The sequence below is a fragment of the Lysinibacillus mangiferihumi genome (genome assembly GCF_003049665.1).
In the GTDB taxonomy this organism is placed as follows: domain Bacteria; phylum Bacillota; class Bacilli; order Bacillales_A; family Planococcaceae; genus Lysinibacillus; species Lysinibacillus mangiferihumi.
In genome coordinates this window covers 62,001-77,092 of sequence record NZ_PYWM01000012.1, presented here as the reverse complement: position 1 = coordinate 77,092, position 15,092 = coordinate 62,001, and the positions used below count along the sequence as shown (strand labels likewise).

At 37.5% G+C, this 15,092-nt stretch carries 15 protein-coding genes; 4 read left to right on the top strand and 11 right to left on the bottom strand.

Annotation, left to right across the window (positions count from 1 at the left end):
- Nucleotides 1-163: 163 nt before the first annotated feature.
- Nucleotides 164-1,069 carry a glycerophosphodiester phosphodiesterase family protein gene (locus C9J37_RS12920; RefSeq protein ID WP_107895668.1) on the top strand — a complete coding sequence of 302 codons (906 nt, stop codon included), beginning with the start codon at nt 164-166 and terminating at the stop codon, nt 1,067-1,069.
- A gap of 57 nt (nt 1,070-1,126) precedes the next feature.
- Here the strand turns inward: C9J37_RS12920 and C9J37_RS12915 are convergent, their stop codons facing one another.
- Nucleotides 1,127-2,179, bottom strand: coding sequence for a tartrate dehydrogenase (locus tag C9J37_RS12915; protein ID WP_107895667.1), 1,053 nt, complete (start codon nt 2,177-2,179; stop codon nt 1,127-1,129).
- Nucleotides 2,180-2,464: 285 nt separating this feature from the next.
- Entirely contained in the window at nt 2,465-2,911 is a 447-nt protein-coding gene (locus C9J37_RS12910; RefSeq protein WP_107895666.1) for a YlbF/YmcA family competence regulator, read from the bottom strand.
- A gap of 86 nt (nt 2,912-2,997) precedes the next feature.
- Here C9J37_RS12910 and C9J37_RS12905 point away from each other — a divergent pair, with 86 nt between their 5' ends.
- Complete coding sequence (locus C9J37_RS12905) at nt 2,998-3,501, top strand: PaaI family thioesterase (RefSeq protein WP_024362166.1); 504 nt, start codon at nt 2,998-3,000, stop codon at nt 3,499-3,501.
- Here the strand turns inward: C9J37_RS12905 and C9J37_RS12900 are convergent.
- Nucleotides 3,479-4,951 carry a UDP-N-acetylmuramoyl-L-alanyl-D-glutamate--2,6-diaminopimelate ligase gene (locus C9J37_RS12900; protein WP_024362167.1) on the bottom strand — a complete coding sequence of 491 codons (1,473 nt, stop codon included), beginning with the start codon at nt 4,949-4,951 and terminating at the stop codon, nt 3,479-3,481. The genes C9J37_RS12905 and C9J37_RS12900 overlap by 23 nt on opposite strands.
- A 227-nt stretch (nt 4,952-5,178) precedes the next feature.
- Nucleotides 5,179-6,291, bottom strand: coding sequence for a CAP domain-containing protein (locus C9J37_RS12895; RefSeq protein WP_107895665.1), 1,113 nt, complete (start codon nt 6,289-6,291; stop codon nt 5,179-5,181).
- 148 nt (nt 6,292-6,439) lie between these two features.
- On the opposite strand from C9J37_RS12895, the gene C9J37_RS12890 reads away from it, so the two are divergent.
- Together C9J37_RS12890 and ytvI are read left to right on the top strand one after the other, a co-directional pair.
- Nucleotides 6,440-6,841 (top strand): YugN family protein, encoded by a 402-nt coding sequence (locus C9J37_RS12890; protein ID WP_107895664.1) that lies wholly within the window; start codon nt 6,440-6,442, stop codon nt 6,839-6,841.
- A gap of 223 nt (nt 6,842-7,064) precedes the next feature.
- Nucleotides 7,065-8,129, top strand: coding sequence for a sporulation integral membrane protein YtvI (gene ytvI, locus C9J37_RS12885; RefSeq protein WP_107895663.1), 1,065 nt, complete (start codon nt 7,065-7,067; stop codon nt 8,127-8,129).
- Nucleotides 8,130-8,146: 17 nt separating this feature from the next.
- On the opposite strand, the gene C9J37_RS12880 is transcribed toward ytvI, so the two are convergent.
- The 7 genes from C9J37_RS12880 to cyoE form a co-directional block, all read right to left on the bottom strand.
- A complete protein-coding gene (locus tag C9J37_RS12880) occupies nt 8,147-8,608 on the bottom strand; it encodes a DUF420 domain-containing protein (protein ID WP_024362171.1) in 462 nt (153 codons plus the stop codon).
- A gap of 35 nt (nt 8,609-8,643) precedes the next feature.
- A complete protein-coding gene (gene ctaG, locus C9J37_RS12875) occupies nt 8,644-9,570 on the bottom strand; it encodes a cytochrome c oxidase assembly factor CtaG (RefSeq protein WP_107895662.1) in 927 nt (308 codons plus the stop codon).
- A 327-nt stretch (nt 9,571-9,897) separates the two neighbouring features.
- On the bottom strand, nt 9,898-10,242 hold the full coding sequence (locus C9J37_RS12870; RefSeq protein ID WP_107895661.1) for a cytochrome C oxidase subunit IV family protein: 345 nt from the start codon (nt 10,240-10,242) through the stop codon (nt 9,898-9,900).
- Between the two features lies 1 nt (nt 10,243).
- Complete coding sequence (locus tag C9J37_RS12865; protein ID WP_107895660.1) at nt 10,244-10,870, bottom strand: cytochrome c oxidase subunit 3; 627 nt, start codon at nt 10,868-10,870, stop codon at nt 10,244-10,246.
- Entirely contained in the window at nt 10,870-12,753 is a 1,884-nt protein-coding gene (gene ctaD / locus C9J37_RS12860) for a cytochrome c oxidase subunit I (protein WP_107895659.1), read from the bottom strand. The genes C9J37_RS12865 and ctaD overlap by 1 nt, the downstream gene beginning before the upstream one ends.
- A gap of 39 nt (nt 12,754-12,792) precedes the next feature.
- Entirely contained in the window at nt 12,793-13,881 is a 1,089-nt protein-coding gene (coxB, locus tag C9J37_RS12855) for a cytochrome c oxidase subunit II (protein ID WP_107895658.1), read from the bottom strand.
- A 98-nt stretch (nt 13,882-13,979) separates the two neighbouring features.
- Nucleotides 13,980-14,897, bottom strand: coding sequence for a heme o synthase (gene cyoE, locus C9J37_RS12850; protein ID WP_024362177.1), 918 nt, complete (start codon nt 14,895-14,897; stop codon nt 13,980-13,982).
- Nucleotides 14,898-15,092 lie beyond the last annotated feature (195 nt).

Here is a 15,092-nt window from a genome sequence, read left to right as displayed (position 1 = left end):
TTTAGCTGACAGAACGCTCATTTTTCCGTTATAATGGAAAAGCATAGCGCGTTTATCGACAGATTTACATTCTCTCATGCTAGATAAAAGTGCTTTAGCTAAAACATTGCAAGTGAATTCGCCAGCACCTTTTATATTAATTTGATTGTTAAGGAGGACGAATATGGGTAAGAAAACGAAGATAGCTATTGCAATAGCAGCAGCCAGCGCAGCTGCTTGGGCAGGTAGTAAAGCTATTTCTAAACCTCAACAGCGTGAAGGGAAACAAGCATTACAATTTGATCGCCCGATTATTTTGGCACATCGCGGCGGAGCACATTTAGAACCCGAGCATACAATGCTTGCTTTTGAAAAATCGGCACAACTAGGTGTAGACGGCTTTGAAATAGACATTCGCTTAACAAAAGACGAAGAAATTATCGTCTTCCATGATGCTACCGTAGACCGTACAACTGAAGGTTATGGTGCAGTATCAGAAATGACATTAGAAGAAATAAACGCATTAAATCATGGTTATCAATTCGAGGATTTAGCAGGCGAATATCCTTATCGGGATACAAAAGTTGACGTTGTTACACTACGTGAACTGCTAGAAAGCTATCCAAATATGTTAATCAATATTGATATTAAAGATGCACCAGATACGTATGAAGGTAGTTTAATGCCTTCAAAACTATGGCGATTAATAGAAGAATTAGGCGTAGAGGATCGAGTTGTTGTCACAAGCTTTTATGGTGAACAGATTGACCGTTTTAATTTATATGCACAAAATCAAGTCGCACTTGGCGCAGGTGAGTCAGATGTTCGTAAAGCATTCGCTTCATTCTCAAGTCAATTCGGACATTTATATCATCCAAAAGTAGATGTATTCCAAATTCCTCCAAAGTCAGGTGTCGTGTCGCTCGATTCACCAAAGTTTATTCAGTTTTTAAACAACTTAAACATTCCAGTTCATTATTGGACAATTAACGATTTAGTGACTATGAATAAATTAATCCATAACGGCGCAAAAGGTATTATTACCGATCGCCCTGATATCGCAGTTGAATTATTACCACAACATGACTAAAGACAAAAAGGTAAGAGCCATTTCATTGAATGCTCTTACCTTTCTTTTTTAATGCGCTTATGATAACTGATTTAAAATTGCATCAGTTACCTCTCTCATTGTAGCCGTTCCTCCTAAATCTCCCGTTTTTATGCCTTGAGCTAAAGTAGCTTCCATTGCATTTAGCACCTTACTGCCGAGTTCTTGATAGCCTAAAAAATCAAGCATCATTTTACCTGTCCATATTTGACCAAGTGGGTTGGCAATTCCTTTTCCAGCAATATCAGGTGCAGACCCATGAACCGGTTCAAACATTGAAGGATAGTCGCGTTCAATATTTAAGTTAGCCGCCGGGGCAATGCCAATACTTCCCATAATAGCGCCACCTAAATCTGTTAAAATATCACCAAATAAATTGGAAGCAACGATGACATCAAAGTTTTCTGGTTTCATGACTAAAAAGGCAGCTAATGCATCAATATGATTAGTCGTATGTCCTATCGTTGTATAATCTTTTGCAACTTCCGCAAAAACATCATCCCAAAAAGGCATGCTGTATGTTAATCCATTCGATTTTGTCGCACTCGTTACATGCTGGCGACGTGTTTTAGCCATTTCAAAGGCATATCGCATAGCCCGTTCCGTTCCTTTTCGCGTGAAAATTGCATTTTGAATGGCGATTTCATCCTGCCCACTATGCATACGACCACCACTCTCAGAATATTCCCCTTCCGAGTTTTCACGGACAACAACAAAGTCAAAGTTATTTGGATTACGCAACGGCGATGGTAAGCCTTGTAAAAGCTTTGCTGGACGGACATTAATGGACTGCTTCATTTCACGACGAATTTTAATCAGCAAGCCCCACAAAGATATATGATCTGGTACTAAATCAGGCATGCCCACTGCACCTAAAAAAATTTGGTCATAGCCTCGTAATATTTCAATACCATTATCAGGCATCATTTTACCTGTCTCTAAGTAATAGTCACACCCCCAAGGAAATGTTGTCCATTCAAATTTAAAGCTTCCATCTAATTGTGTAATTTTATCTAAAACTTCTATTGCGGCAGGCACTACTTCTTTCCCTATACCATCTCCTGGTATCACAGCAATTCGATATATTTTCATTTCATTGACCCCTTTTTCCAACTTTACTTACACACTTACTATATAATTTTTCTTGCAAAAAAAATAGCGCAATGTCGTTTTGACGTGCTTTTTGAACTTATAGAAATAAAACACGTTGCTTTACGTTCCATGCGCTCCAATCAACTAATATCATATACACATAAGATGATTTGCTCCTCCCTCCTAAAAAGAAGGATTCTTTTATAAATTTTCACAAAAAAAGACACAACACCTCGAGAGGAATTGTGTCTAGACATGAAGCAATGTTAATTCGCACTGCTTGAATTATGCTGAACAAGAGCATGAGCCACCTGATCCACAACCGCTTCCACATGAAGAATTCGATGCAAAGAACGGATTGCTAACTGGTACTTTCACTGCTTCCGATACGGTTTTACCAATAAGCAAGCTTATTTCATCAAGCAAATCTTGAAAATCATTTTCAGCTAACTTTAATGCTGAAATCTTTTCATTTAAATCGAGTGCTCGCTTTTGCTGACGAATCGATTTCATAATTGTATGATAATCCGGATGATATTTTCCGAAACGTTGTACATCTTCGTATTGCTCCTTCATGCGACCAAATGCATAAATAGCTTCGACTAATTGCGTATCACTATAGACAGCATTATACGCGAGCTTTAGCGTATGCGCAGGTTCAGAGGAAAGAATCATTTCACAAAGCGCATCGGCCTCATCCAAAATGATTGCCCATTCAGAGGTCATCATCATTTTAATTCCCCCAATCTATTTCCCATCATAACAGATTTTATGGTAATTTTACATTATTGATATTTCTAAATAAAGGAGTTTTATAATTGGGTACATCATCTAAAGGGCAAATTGAAGAATTACTCGCTACTATTTTACAACATAGTACAGCGGAGGATGAGGAAGTATTGCTACACTTGCTCAATGGCATTCGCGATAAACAACAAGGCATACATCGACGTTATATAAATGCCGCTTTACATATGGTAGGTAACTTTGAACCAGAAGTGAGTGAAGTACGAATACCTATTACACCCGTTATTCATAATACTATTAAAGTCCCACATGGAGGAATCATTGCAACAATCGCTGATGCAGCAATGGGAGGATTAGCTTCACGTTCTGTTGCAGAAGGCTTTAATGTTGTGACTACTAATCTTAACATTTCTTATATAGCAACCACGACCAACAAAGAGTTAATCGCACGAGGACGTTTTGTTCATAAAGGGCGACAAACGCTTGTTATGGAATGTGATATCGAGGATGAGACAGGGCGTAAACTGGCGATTGCTACCGCTACTTTCTTCGTTATTCAGCGCCGTCCGTCTTAACTTCTGAAAAATAATCTTTAATACATTGTTGGTCGGAAAAAGGGAATTTTTGATTTTTTATTTGCTGTGTTTGTTCATGCCCTTTTCCGGCAACAAGAACAATATCCCCTTTTTGTGCTTTTGCCAATGCCTGATGTATCGCTACTTTACGATCCAAAAAAATTTCATAGTATTGCTGTTCAGAGAAACCTGCAATAATACTTTCATTAATAACTATCGGGTCCTCATCACGCGGATTATCAGTCGTTAAAAAAATTACATCTGCATACTTACTTGCCACAGCCCCCATGGCAAATCGTTTTGCCTTATCTCTATTACCGCCACAGCTAAATACAAGATAAATGGTCTTCTTACTATCGAATGTTTGTAATACAGCCTGCAATGCTTCTGCTGTATGTGCGTAGTCTACATATACATCAATACCGAGCGGGTTATCAATTCGTTCAAGTCTGCCCTCCGGAAGCTTTAGCGCCCACATATGCTCAGCAAGTTCATCAATGGAGAAACCTAGACGCCACACCGCCATTAGTGCAGCTACTGCATTTTGCACATGATATTTACCAACAAAGGGGATAGCGATGATGTGCTCACTTGCTGTCGTTTGCAGACAGATAACTGTTTTTCCAACAGATTCACTCACAATTTGGATATGTAAATCATTGTGATTGTCAAAACCGAATGAGCATGATTTTTTCTTGTCGTAAATACCAACGGAACGACAGAAATTATCATCGCCATTTAACACTAATTTTTTCGATAAATCTGCTAGCCTCTTTTTGGCACGCTTATATGCTTCAAGTCCCCCATGATCTTCTAAATGATCCTCTGATAAATTTAAAAATACGCCACAGTCAATATCACAATGATCTAATCGATGCTGTTGCAAACCCATTGAGGATGCTTCTAACACAACGTGTGTCACACCTTGACGTACACATTGTTTTAATATAGGATGTAGCTCTTTTGCTTGCAGTGTTGTTAATTGCTCATATTCAGTTTGTTGTTTTTGTCCATTAATAAAGAAGCCTACTGTTCCAATAACTGCTACATTTTTATGTACAGCTTCTAGTAATTGGCTCACAAAATGGCTCACCGTCGTTTTCCCATTTGTTCCTGTAATGGCGATAACTGATAATGCCTCTGCTGGAAAAGCGGCCAGTTTTGCACTTGCATAAGATAAAAACAATGCAGTATTGGGCACCCACACAAACGGGATATTTTGATCGTTAAATGGTATGGCAATACTTTCCTCGGATACAACGGCCGCCGCACCCCTTGCCAGTGCTTCTTTGACAAAACGACTGCCCGATGTCCTTTTCCCTTTCCGTACAATAAAGATATCTCCAGGCTTCACCGCCTGTGCATAATCCTCAACACCAGTAATTATTGTACGAATGGATCCACCGGTTACACTACATGGCCAATCTTTCAATAGCTCAGCTAATTGCAAGGTCTCTCCTCCTTTCAGTTCTCTATCATATGACGGCCTTTATAACGGTGTGACGAAAAATACAGGTAGCTCAATGTGCCAAAAACGGTGCAATCTTGCACGCCATAACCTAGACGAAAAAGAAAAACCATTCAATTTGAAAGTGTTAAGCACAAAAAAAGATTGTCTTGATGTAATCAAGACAATCTCTAAAATTGTGTGAGTGACTGGCACCTTATTCAGGCACCTTATTCATCCGAATTCTCAAGCGATTCTTCGCTTGCATCTTTCTCACTGTCATCCTTTTGCTTCGTAGGTTCCATAAAAATTTGGGTATAGTAATTTAAAAAGACACCTGACCCTACTGCCGAAAATTTATCATTTAAAATGACTTTGCGATGTTCTGGTGAATTTTGCCAACCATGCATTGCTTCAATAGCATCGAAGTACGCAGTCGCAAGATTTTCATTCGCATTACTAAAAATAATACCCTGTGCATCTAAACGTTTCTTTAAATCGCCGTTCGTTGGTGATTCATGACCAGAAAAATTTTGTACCTTCATATCTTCACTGTGTAGTTTTGCCACTTCTTCTAATTTTTCATCACGTTCCAATGGCGCTAAATGGTGATGAGCTCGTGTGACGTTAATTAAATCATCAAGCTGTCTAGCACTTGCTTCATTAATTTCCTGTTGTAAAAAGGAGGATGGAGGTGTTGGACTCACAAGCTCACCTTGATAAATCATTTCATAAGGCTGATGTAGTACTAACGTCTCGCTATCTGTAAAGCGAACGCCTTGTAGCTCACCTGTTTCGCTATCAACATAAAGCTGTGCAAAAAGCCCGTCAAATTTAACGAGTAGTCTTGTCTGCATATCTTCTTCACTCATAGAAAAAATGTAAATATTTTCTCCTACATTCGCTGCTACTTCATAGTCAATAATTGTCATTCGGTAAATATCGTCGCGCTTCTGACCAATTTTAAAAGGTGAAGCATCCAACTTATCTCCGGCTATGTATACTTGTGTCACGATATTATTTTGCACACCTAGCATAAAAAATGTTGACACACTTGTGTTATAAACCCACCATTCGTAACCAAATGATGAAGGCTCTTTTCTTGCTGGTTCACCGTATTGTTCTACAATCATTTGAGTTCCTTGTCCAATAAATGTCGACATCCCACTTTGCGGACGGGACATCGCACCTACATCTGGCTGCTCCAGCTCAGTTTTTGGAATAATATTCGAATTGGCATTTGGTCCTTCGAGTGGCTCATTTTCTTTTGCAGTATTAAAGAACATAAAGCCGATAAACGCAATTGTTGCACAGACAATTAAAATGCGAAATAATGCTTTCATACACGACTCCTTTTCTTCACCATTATTGTAAGTTATTATATCAATTGTAAACGTGTTGACACAATGTTGTCATTGCAACAATGTCGAATATGCTCTATTATAAAAATGAGCGTATACTTTGTATAAAAAGCTAAAGGAGGATTATTAGATGTATTTTGAGAACACTAACCTTGAAAATTTAACAGCTGACCAAGAACTGATTGAAAACATTATGAAAAAAAATGGTTTAGAATGTGATGGTGCTTGGGATTACGAACGTATGACTTTTGACCGTCGTTTCGATACTCGCGAAGGCACTTACTATCTACGCGTATTTGCCTATGCGCAATCTGGTGATGTTGGCGCACACGATGCCGTTCTAACATTAATGAAACCTGTTCTTGGCAAACACTACTATCCACACGGCGTTGAGTATGGTGCAGATGAAGTTTACCCAGCTCACCTTGTCAAAAAATGTGACGAAATCTTAAACAAAGTAAGATTAGACTTAGAAGCATTCGCAATTGAATCTCCTTCTAATAAAAAAGCAATGGAGCCTGTTAACGCATAATTAGCGCTAACGACATTCTACGTGAAAGCCAATGCCTTCACCACTTGCATCTTATTAACGATAGAGTTGCCTCGAAGCGACAACAATCTTTAAAAATGCGAGCTTGTCATAACAAATAGATATGTATCAAGAAAAGACTGGTGGTCCAGTCTTTTTTATTTTGAGTAAAAAATTTTTTTCTTCTCATACTAACAATATCTTTCAAATGATGTAGGTGAGATTCTTGATACAATTTCTTAAACAACCTTTTTTTCGTCATCCAATAATTGTTATCGCTTTAGGATTGATTATACTTTGGTTTTTATCCTTATCTTTTCCCATACTTCTTGCCTATGTAACCGCACTATTATTAGAACCTCTCATTATCAGAATGAGCAAACGCTTTCGAAAAAAACGAAAAATCATCGTCTCCATTTTTTGGTTATTATTTTTTTGCATAACACTATTACTATGTATTTTGGTAGGCTTTATAAGCTGGAAACAATTTTCATCGATTATTATTCATATTCCAGATTACCTTAACCAATTATCAGCGCTCTGGATTCAAATTCAATCTAAACTAGCTAACTATACGTATCATTTACCTTTAGATCTCGTAACACAAATTCAATTCATGATTGCACGAGCAATTTCTTCCATTGAAAAATTTGCCCTTTCATTAACAAATATAAATGTTTGGTCATCAATACTGACACATATACCAAATCAAATGTTTGATATTTTCGTTTATTGGATTGTGTTATATATGTTGCTTTTAGATTTACCAGCAATTAATCGAAAACTCCTAACTCCTATTCCCTTTCATTACCAACAAAAAATACTCTTTATTGGAGAACGGGTGAAAGTGGCATTATTCGGCTTTCTTAAGGCACAATTACTTGTTGGTGTTTGCATTTTTGCAGTAGCCTTAATCGCATTTTACTTGTTAAAAACACCTTTTCCATTAATATTAGCACTTTTACTTGTCGTATTAGATATTATCCCCTTTTTAGACTCGTTTATTTTGCTAGTACCTTGGGCAATTTACAAAGCTTTTACAGGTGACTATGTCTTTGCTATTGCCCTAATTGCGCTGACAGTCATTCTTTTCTTAATACGACGCATGATTGAACCTAAAATCATCGGAGATAAGATTGGGCTTTCTTCACTTTCCACCTTTATCGCAATGTTTGTCGGCTTTAAAATATTTGGATTTCTCGGTATTTTAATTGGTCCTTTACTCGTTGTTGTAGCACTATCTTTATTCAATCAGCCTTCTATAAAAAATCTCCCACCTACGAAAGAGTAAGGAGGGAGATTTTTGCGTTAAAATCCTAAAATCGCTTTAATAACAGACGTTGTTTCACCTGGTTCAAATAATATATACAGTAACATGTACACCATAACACCTGTGACTGCTACAAAAAACCAAATAATACTAGTAATTGGTCCAATGCGTTTGTGAAGCTTAATGTTCATTTTTAACCCTGAAATAATACTAACAATCCCAAACACTGCCCCAGTAGTTGCTAAAGTAATGTGGAAAATTAGAAAGAATGTATAATAAGGTTTTAAATCCTCACCGCCACCAAACGCTGTATTACCAATAAAAATCGTACGTGAAGCATAGATGATAAAGAAGCAAAGTGCAGCAACACCAGCAGCTAACATAACTTTTTTATGCGCTTCTACTTTTCCCTTTATAATTAAGCCCCAACCAATTGCTACAAGTACTGCACTTATCACGATAAATGATGTACTTATAGTAGGCAAAATTTGCAATTCCATTCACAAAACCCCTTATACAATATAAATTTCACTTATTACAGCTGATGTTGTTCTCTTTCCCATTTCTGTTGGTGTGCTTTTAATGCATCGGCAGTAATTTTATCAGGATCTTTTTGCTCAGAGCGATACCATTTTATAAAAATAGACCCGAGTAATACACCAAAAATAATTTCTTGCAATATTTTCATAAGCACTCCACCAAGTTGCTGATCCGCCACAGGCTTCATATCTGTAAATAGCTCTGGTCCAGATAATGACAGGCTAGATAAAGTGGAGGCTGGTACACATAGCTCCATTGCCTTTAACCACGCTTCACCACTCGTATACGTTTCATACATCGCATTCGGTGCGAAAATAATTAATGCACACGCAGGTGTAATTAATACAGCATTGGCAATAATGTAAGCCAATTTATGCAAAGGTTTCATTTCAGAGCTATTTGGCATTTTTTGAATTAAAGGCCAGTACATTAACACAGCAGAAACAAATAATACAAAAGTATATGTACCATGTAGCGTCTCGTTTAATTTAATGTAGTCTAAAACTGACGGTAAATGATAGAAAGAAAATAGACCAATAAAAACAAATATCGCAACCACTGGTAATGTTAACACTTTAAATAATGGTTTGACAACTGGCGCTTCAATCGCAACTTTCCATACCCACCAAGGAATACCCTTAATCAGGAAAATTGGTACAAGTAATAAAAGAATAGCCATTTGCACCATATGCATCGTAAACATGATATGAGCCATAACATCTATTGGAGAGCCTTTTATAATATAAATCGTAATCATTGCCAATACGAAATAAATCGCTTCACCTTTTTTCAGCGGCTCACTGACTTTAAAATCTTTACGCCATTTCGTTGTCACTAAAAAATAGATTGCTGTTATAAAAACGAGAACCCCTATTAAATACGGGCTCCATAAAGCTTGGAAACCAAATATACTAAGTGGCATACTATTAGCGCTCCTTTACCTTATTTCAGCATACATTGCTAACACCTACAGTGTAATGCACGCTAAAACATTCTACTTATTTTGGAAACAAACTTCTACAAACAAAGTTAAGCCTCTGGCACATGTCCTAGACTTAAAAAGCAGACACTATAAATAAAGACCTATTTATACCGAGACATAATCAAAACTTCAGTACTCCCATTATAAAACGCTTACAGCTATACTGCAATGAACGAACGGTGAACAATTTATAAGCAATCAATTTCTCTTTATAAACGAAAAAAGCACGTCTCTGCAAATTGCAGAGAACATGCTCATTTTTGGTGATTACCACCAAATAATTGTTAAAAATGCTAAGAAGAATGTAAATGCGATTAATATTCCCATCCACATAAAGAATGCAATCACACCACCGAAGTGTGTTTTTTTGTCTTCTAAGTGCATGAAAGCATAAAGTTGTAGGACAACTTGAACGCAAGCAAGCAATAGAACTAATGGAGCTATAAAGTATTTAGAAAAACCAGCTGCAACGACAGCGAATGCGATAAATGTTAAGAAAATCATAATCGCAAAGTTGATTACTTGTTTACGCATATGAACGGCATTATGATGACGATCATATTCAAATTGAGCTTGAGACTTAGCAACTACAGGTGTATCATGTGATGACATATTATCCGATCACTCCCATCAAGTATACTGCTGTAAAGATAAATACCCAAACTACGTCGATAAAGTGCCAGTATAAGGCAGCCACGAAGAACTTAGGTGCATTATACAAGTTAAGACCACGTTTAGCGTTACGGATAAGTAACGTTGTAATCCAAACTAACCCTAAAGATACGTGGAAACCGTGTGTACCTACTAGCGTATAGAACGCAGTTGCGAATGCAGATTGGTCAAATGTGAAACCAAGATGCACATAGTGTTGGAACTCATAAATTTCTAGGGCAAGGAAGCCAAGACCTAAAAGTAAAGTGATTGCTAACCAAGTTTGCATACCTTTGTAATTAAAATTACGCATATGGTAAATTGCATAAACTGAAGTTAGTGAAGATGTTAATAATAACATCGTCATAGCAAATGCTAACGGTAAATCAAATAAACCTTGTGTTGTGAACTCCATGCCAGCTGGCCCTTTGTTCTTAAGTGCTAAATAAGTAGCAAATAAACTTGCGAAAAGTACAACTTCACAGGCAAGGAAAATCCAGAATCCAACGATTTTATTTTTACCTTCCATCGTTGCTTGTTCAGGATGGTCTGGCCAAGTATGAGGAGTAAATTTAGTATTGAAATCCATTATTTATTTCCTCCTTTACCGTAAAGTTGTTCTTCAATTTCAAGAATGTCTTCTTTGTGTAAGTGGAAACCGTGATCGTCTTTAACAGAACGGACAATCATTGCACCAAATGTAATAGCAAGACCGATAATTAACACATAAATTGACCATGGTTTATCAGCATCTGTATTATAAAGAGCACCGAATGCTGCGATAAATAAACCTAAAGAAATAACGAATGGAATTGCAGAGTTGTTTGGCATATGAATATCACCAATTGGCTCAGCAAATGTCGCTTCTTTATTACCTTCTTGCTTTTCAATCCACCATGGATCTAGACCACGAACAAGTGGTGTTTGACGGAAGTTGTAGAATGGAATTGGTTGTGGAATTGACCATTCTAAAGTACGACCGTCGCCCCATGGATCGCGACCTGCTGGTTTACCTTTGATAGACATTAAGCAGTTAATTACCATTAAGATAACCCCTACACCCATCATCAATGCACCGATTGTAGAAATATAGTTGAACTGATCCCAACCTTGACCTTCCATGTAAGTGAATACGCGACGTGGCATACCCATTAAACCTAAGAAGTGTTGCACGAAGAATGTTAAATGGAATCCGATAAAGAATACCCAGAAAGTCAATTTACCAAGCGCTTCGTTTAACATACGGTTGAAGAAAATTGGCCAGTAGAAGTGCGCTGAACCGAATAAAGCCGTAACGATACCACCAACGATTACGTAGTGGAAGTGAGCAACGATAAAGTAAGAATCGTGTAATTGGTAGTCAAGTGGAGCAGATGCTTGCATTACCCCAGTAACACCACCCGCAACGAATGACGGGATGAAACCAAGTGCATATAGCATTGGTGTCGTAACTTTAATAGATCCGCCCCAAATAGTTAAGATCCAGTTGAATACTTTCATACCTGTTGGAACGGCGATTGCCATTGTTGCAACAGCGAAGATTGCGTTCGCAGTTGGCCCAAGACCAGTTGTGAACATGTGGTGAGCCCAAACCATGAAGCCTAGGAAACCAATTAAAATTGTTGCGAATACCATTGAAGAGTATCCGAATAGACGCTTACGAGAGAATGCTGGAATAATTTCCGAGAATAAACCGAAAGCTGGTAATACTAAAATATATACTTCTGGGTGTCCGAAGATCCAGAATAAGTGTTCCCAAATTACTGTGTTACCACCCATTGTATGGTCAAAGAAGTTACCACCGAACATACGGTCAACTAACATCATTAATAAACCAATTGTTAATGGAGGGAATGCGAATAAGATTAATGCACTTGCTACTAATGTAGTCCAAGTGAATAATGGCATACGCATAAATGTCATACCTGGAGCACGCATTGTAATAATCGTAACGATAAAGTTAAGACCTGAAATTAACGTACCTGCCCCTGAAATTTGTAAACCAAGTACATAGAAGTCAATACCATGACCTGGAGAATATAAAGATAATGATGCATAAGATGTCCAGCCCGCATCAGGAGCGCCACCCATAAAGAATGACAGGTGAAGGAATACAGCACCTAGGAAGAACAACCAGAACCCTAACGAGTTAAGGAACGGGAATGCAACGTCACGTGCACCAATTTGTAATGGTACAAGCATATTCATAAATGCGAATAGTAATGGAGTCGCAGCAAGGAATAACATTGTTGTTCCGTGCATCGTTAATAATTCATTGAAAAAACCAGCTGACACGAAATCGTTATTTGGTTTCATTAACTGAATACGCATTAATAACGCTTCAAAACCAGCGATAGCGAAGAACAATGTACCGGCTAATAAATACATTACGGCTAACTTTTTATGGTCAACAGTTGTAATGTAATCCCAGACAGCTGCTCCAAAGCCCTTTTTCTGTGTATATGAGCTCACAACTTTTACCTCCCTCAAAGTTTGTTACATAAACAAAAATTATTTCTCTACTGATAAGCCCATGATGTAAGTTGCAAGAGCTTGAATTTCTTCATCAGTTAAATCACCATAGACTGGTGCAGTACCTTCAGGATTCATCATTAAGTTACCTGGTTTGAATTCTCCTGGATTTTCAATCCACGCTTTTAAGTTTTCTTCATTATGTTCTAAGAAACCAGCAACTCGGTTACGGTCACCGAATGTAGTTAAGTTAGGACCAACGCCACCAGTACCGCCTACACCAGATACAGCGTGACAAGCTAAACAGCTGTTAGCAAATGTTGCTTCACCTAAATCAGTTGAATCTTTAGAAGCAGTTTGTCCTTCAGTTGCTTTCATGTTCGCTACCCAAGCATCGAATGCTTCTGGGCTAACTGTTTTTACTTTAAAGTCCATTAGTGCGTGTGAAGGGCCACATAGCTCAGCACATTTACCATAGAATACGCCATCTTTAAGATCTGCTGATTCTTTATCAAATACTAAGTAGAATTTATTTAAGTTTTCTACGTTCGTATCCATTTTACCGCCAATCGCGGGAATCCAGAATGAGTGCTTAACATCAGCAGCTTTTAAGTTAAAGTAAACTTTTTGACCTGTTGGTACAACTAATTCTTGAGCTGTTACAATCCCTTGGTTAGGATATTCGAACTCCCACCAGTATAATTTTGCAGTTACGTTTACTGTTAGAGCCGTTTTGTTACCTGCTTCATCTACTTCGTCCATTGCAGCAACATCTGCAAATTTATAAGTAGCTGTAACAACCGGTACAGATAAGATTAATAATAAAATAATAGGAATAACTGTCCAAATTACTTCAAGTGTGTGACTACCTTCTACTTGCTTTGGAATAACATTTTCGCCTACTTTTGAACGGCGGAACTTTAAGAATGCAAGTAAATAGATAACAGATACTACAACTATAACTAACGTCATAATTCCAGTAGCCAACAATAATAGGTTGAATTGTTCTTTACCTACTTGACCAGATGGTTTCAGTGCAGAAATATAATCTTCACCACAACCTGAAAGGAAAACCATCATCACTGCTAGAAGTGAAAAAAGACGCCACTTTTTAAGCCCTTTCATCATAGCTTAATTAAACCCCTCTTTCTTTGTTGTATTTTCATGTGTACCTAGGACATTGGTTCTGTCTATATGAATTCTTGTGAAAGAAAGAATCCCTAAATTTAGCTGAACACCGCAAATATTATAATTGCCACAAATAAGATCGTCATATGATTCAATGAGTAAATAAACATTTTATTTGCCCATTTCATATCATCTTTTGTGGTAAAGCCCTTTAAAGCTAGTATTAACCAGCCTAAGTTCAAAGTAGTCGCAAGCACTAAAAATCCAATTCCAAGCTCAGGTAAAAGGAACGGTAACGGGAATAATAAAAGAATCCAGAAAAACATTGAGTACTTCGTTCGTTTAAAACCTTTCACTACTGGTAGCATTGGAATATTAGCTGCACGATATTCTTCAGTACGTTTCATAGCAAGCGCATAAAAATGCGGTGGTTGCCATGCAAACATAATAAGAAAGAGAGCAAGTGCTCCTGGGCCGAGTGCAGGTTCAACAGCTGCAAATCCAATTACAGGTGGAATCGCCCCCGAAATACTTCCGACTATCGTGTTACTAACATGCTTTCTTTTTGACCACATTGAATACAGAACAACATAAGCGAATATTCCTACTAGTCCCCACATGCCGGCTGCAAATGATGCCGTAAATAACAAAATTTCACCTACAATTAAAAATGAGAGGGCAATGGTCAATACAAAATTCGGCTTAAATCTACCTGTAACTGTCGGTCTTGACTTTGTTCGTTTCATAATGGGATCAATATCTCGGTCAATGAAATTATTCATTGCACCAGAACCGCCAATAATTAATGCCGCACCCAGCATGATACAAACGATGACATTAAGCTCTTGCAAGAAATGTCTACCAGTAAACTGAAATGCCAGCCACATCCCTGTAAACGTTGTGACAAGATTCGAGTTAACGATTCCAATTTTTATCAGAGCTAAGAAATCTTTTACAACAGATGTTGATTCTGGATCAGTGTTTCTAGTAGCCGATAATGTACGACCGTTTGACATGTTACCTCTCCTTTCATTTTTGTAAGCATATTCCGCTAACAATAACTATAGCGAAATTTGCGATTGATTTCTAGACGTTTAGTGAAATTTAGATGAAGTTGTAAAAATTAGCTTTGTCTAGAAATATAATTAAAAACAACATATCTATAGTAAAACATTTTCTAAAATGAATTGTGAAGGTTAAAGTACGAAATT

Excerpts from the sequence above, each read along its gene's own strand:
- C9J37_RS12920 (WP_107895668.1), top strand. The coding sequence starts at position 164 with ATGGGTAAGAAAACGAAGATAGCTATTGCAATAGCAGCAGCCAGCGCA.
- C9J37_RS12915 (WP_107895667.1), bottom strand. The coding sequence starts at position 2,179 with ATGAAAATATATCGAATTGCTGTGATACCAGGAGATGGTATAGGGAAA.
- C9J37_RS12910 (WP_107895666.1), bottom strand. The coding sequence starts at position 2,911 with ATGATGATGACCTCTGAATGGGCAATCATTTTGGATGAGGCCGATGCG.
- C9J37_RS12895 (WP_107895665.1), bottom strand. The coding sequence starts at position 6,291 with ATGAAAGCATTATTTCGCATTTTAATTGTCTGTGCAACAATTGCGTTT.
- C9J37_RS12890 (WP_107895664.1), top strand. The coding sequence starts at position 6,440 with ATGTATTTTGAGAACACTAACCTTGAAAATTTAACAGCTGACCAAGAA.
- C9J37_RS12880 (WP_024362171.1), bottom strand. The coding sequence starts at position 8,608 with ATGGAATTGCAAATTTTGCCTACTATAAGTACATCATTTATCGTGATA.
- ctaG (WP_107895662.1), bottom strand. The coding sequence starts at position 9,570 with ATGCCACTTAGTATATTTGGTTTCCAAGCTTTATGGAGCCCGTATTTA.
- C9J37_RS12870 (WP_107895661.1), bottom strand. The coding sequence starts at position 10,242 with ATGTCATCACATGATACACCTGTAGTTGCTAAGTCTCAAGCTCAATTT.
- C9J37_RS12865 (WP_107895660.1), bottom strand. The coding sequence starts at position 10,870 with ATGGATTTCAATACTAAATTTACTCCTCATACTTGGCCAGACCATCCT.
- coxB (WP_107895658.1), bottom strand. The coding sequence starts at position 13,881 with ATGATGAAAGGGCTTAAAAAGTGGCGTCTTTTTTCACTTCTAGCAGTG.
- cyoE (WP_024362177.1), bottom strand. The coding sequence starts at position 14,897 with ATGTCAAACGGTCGTACATTATCGGCTACTAGAAACACTGATCCAGAA.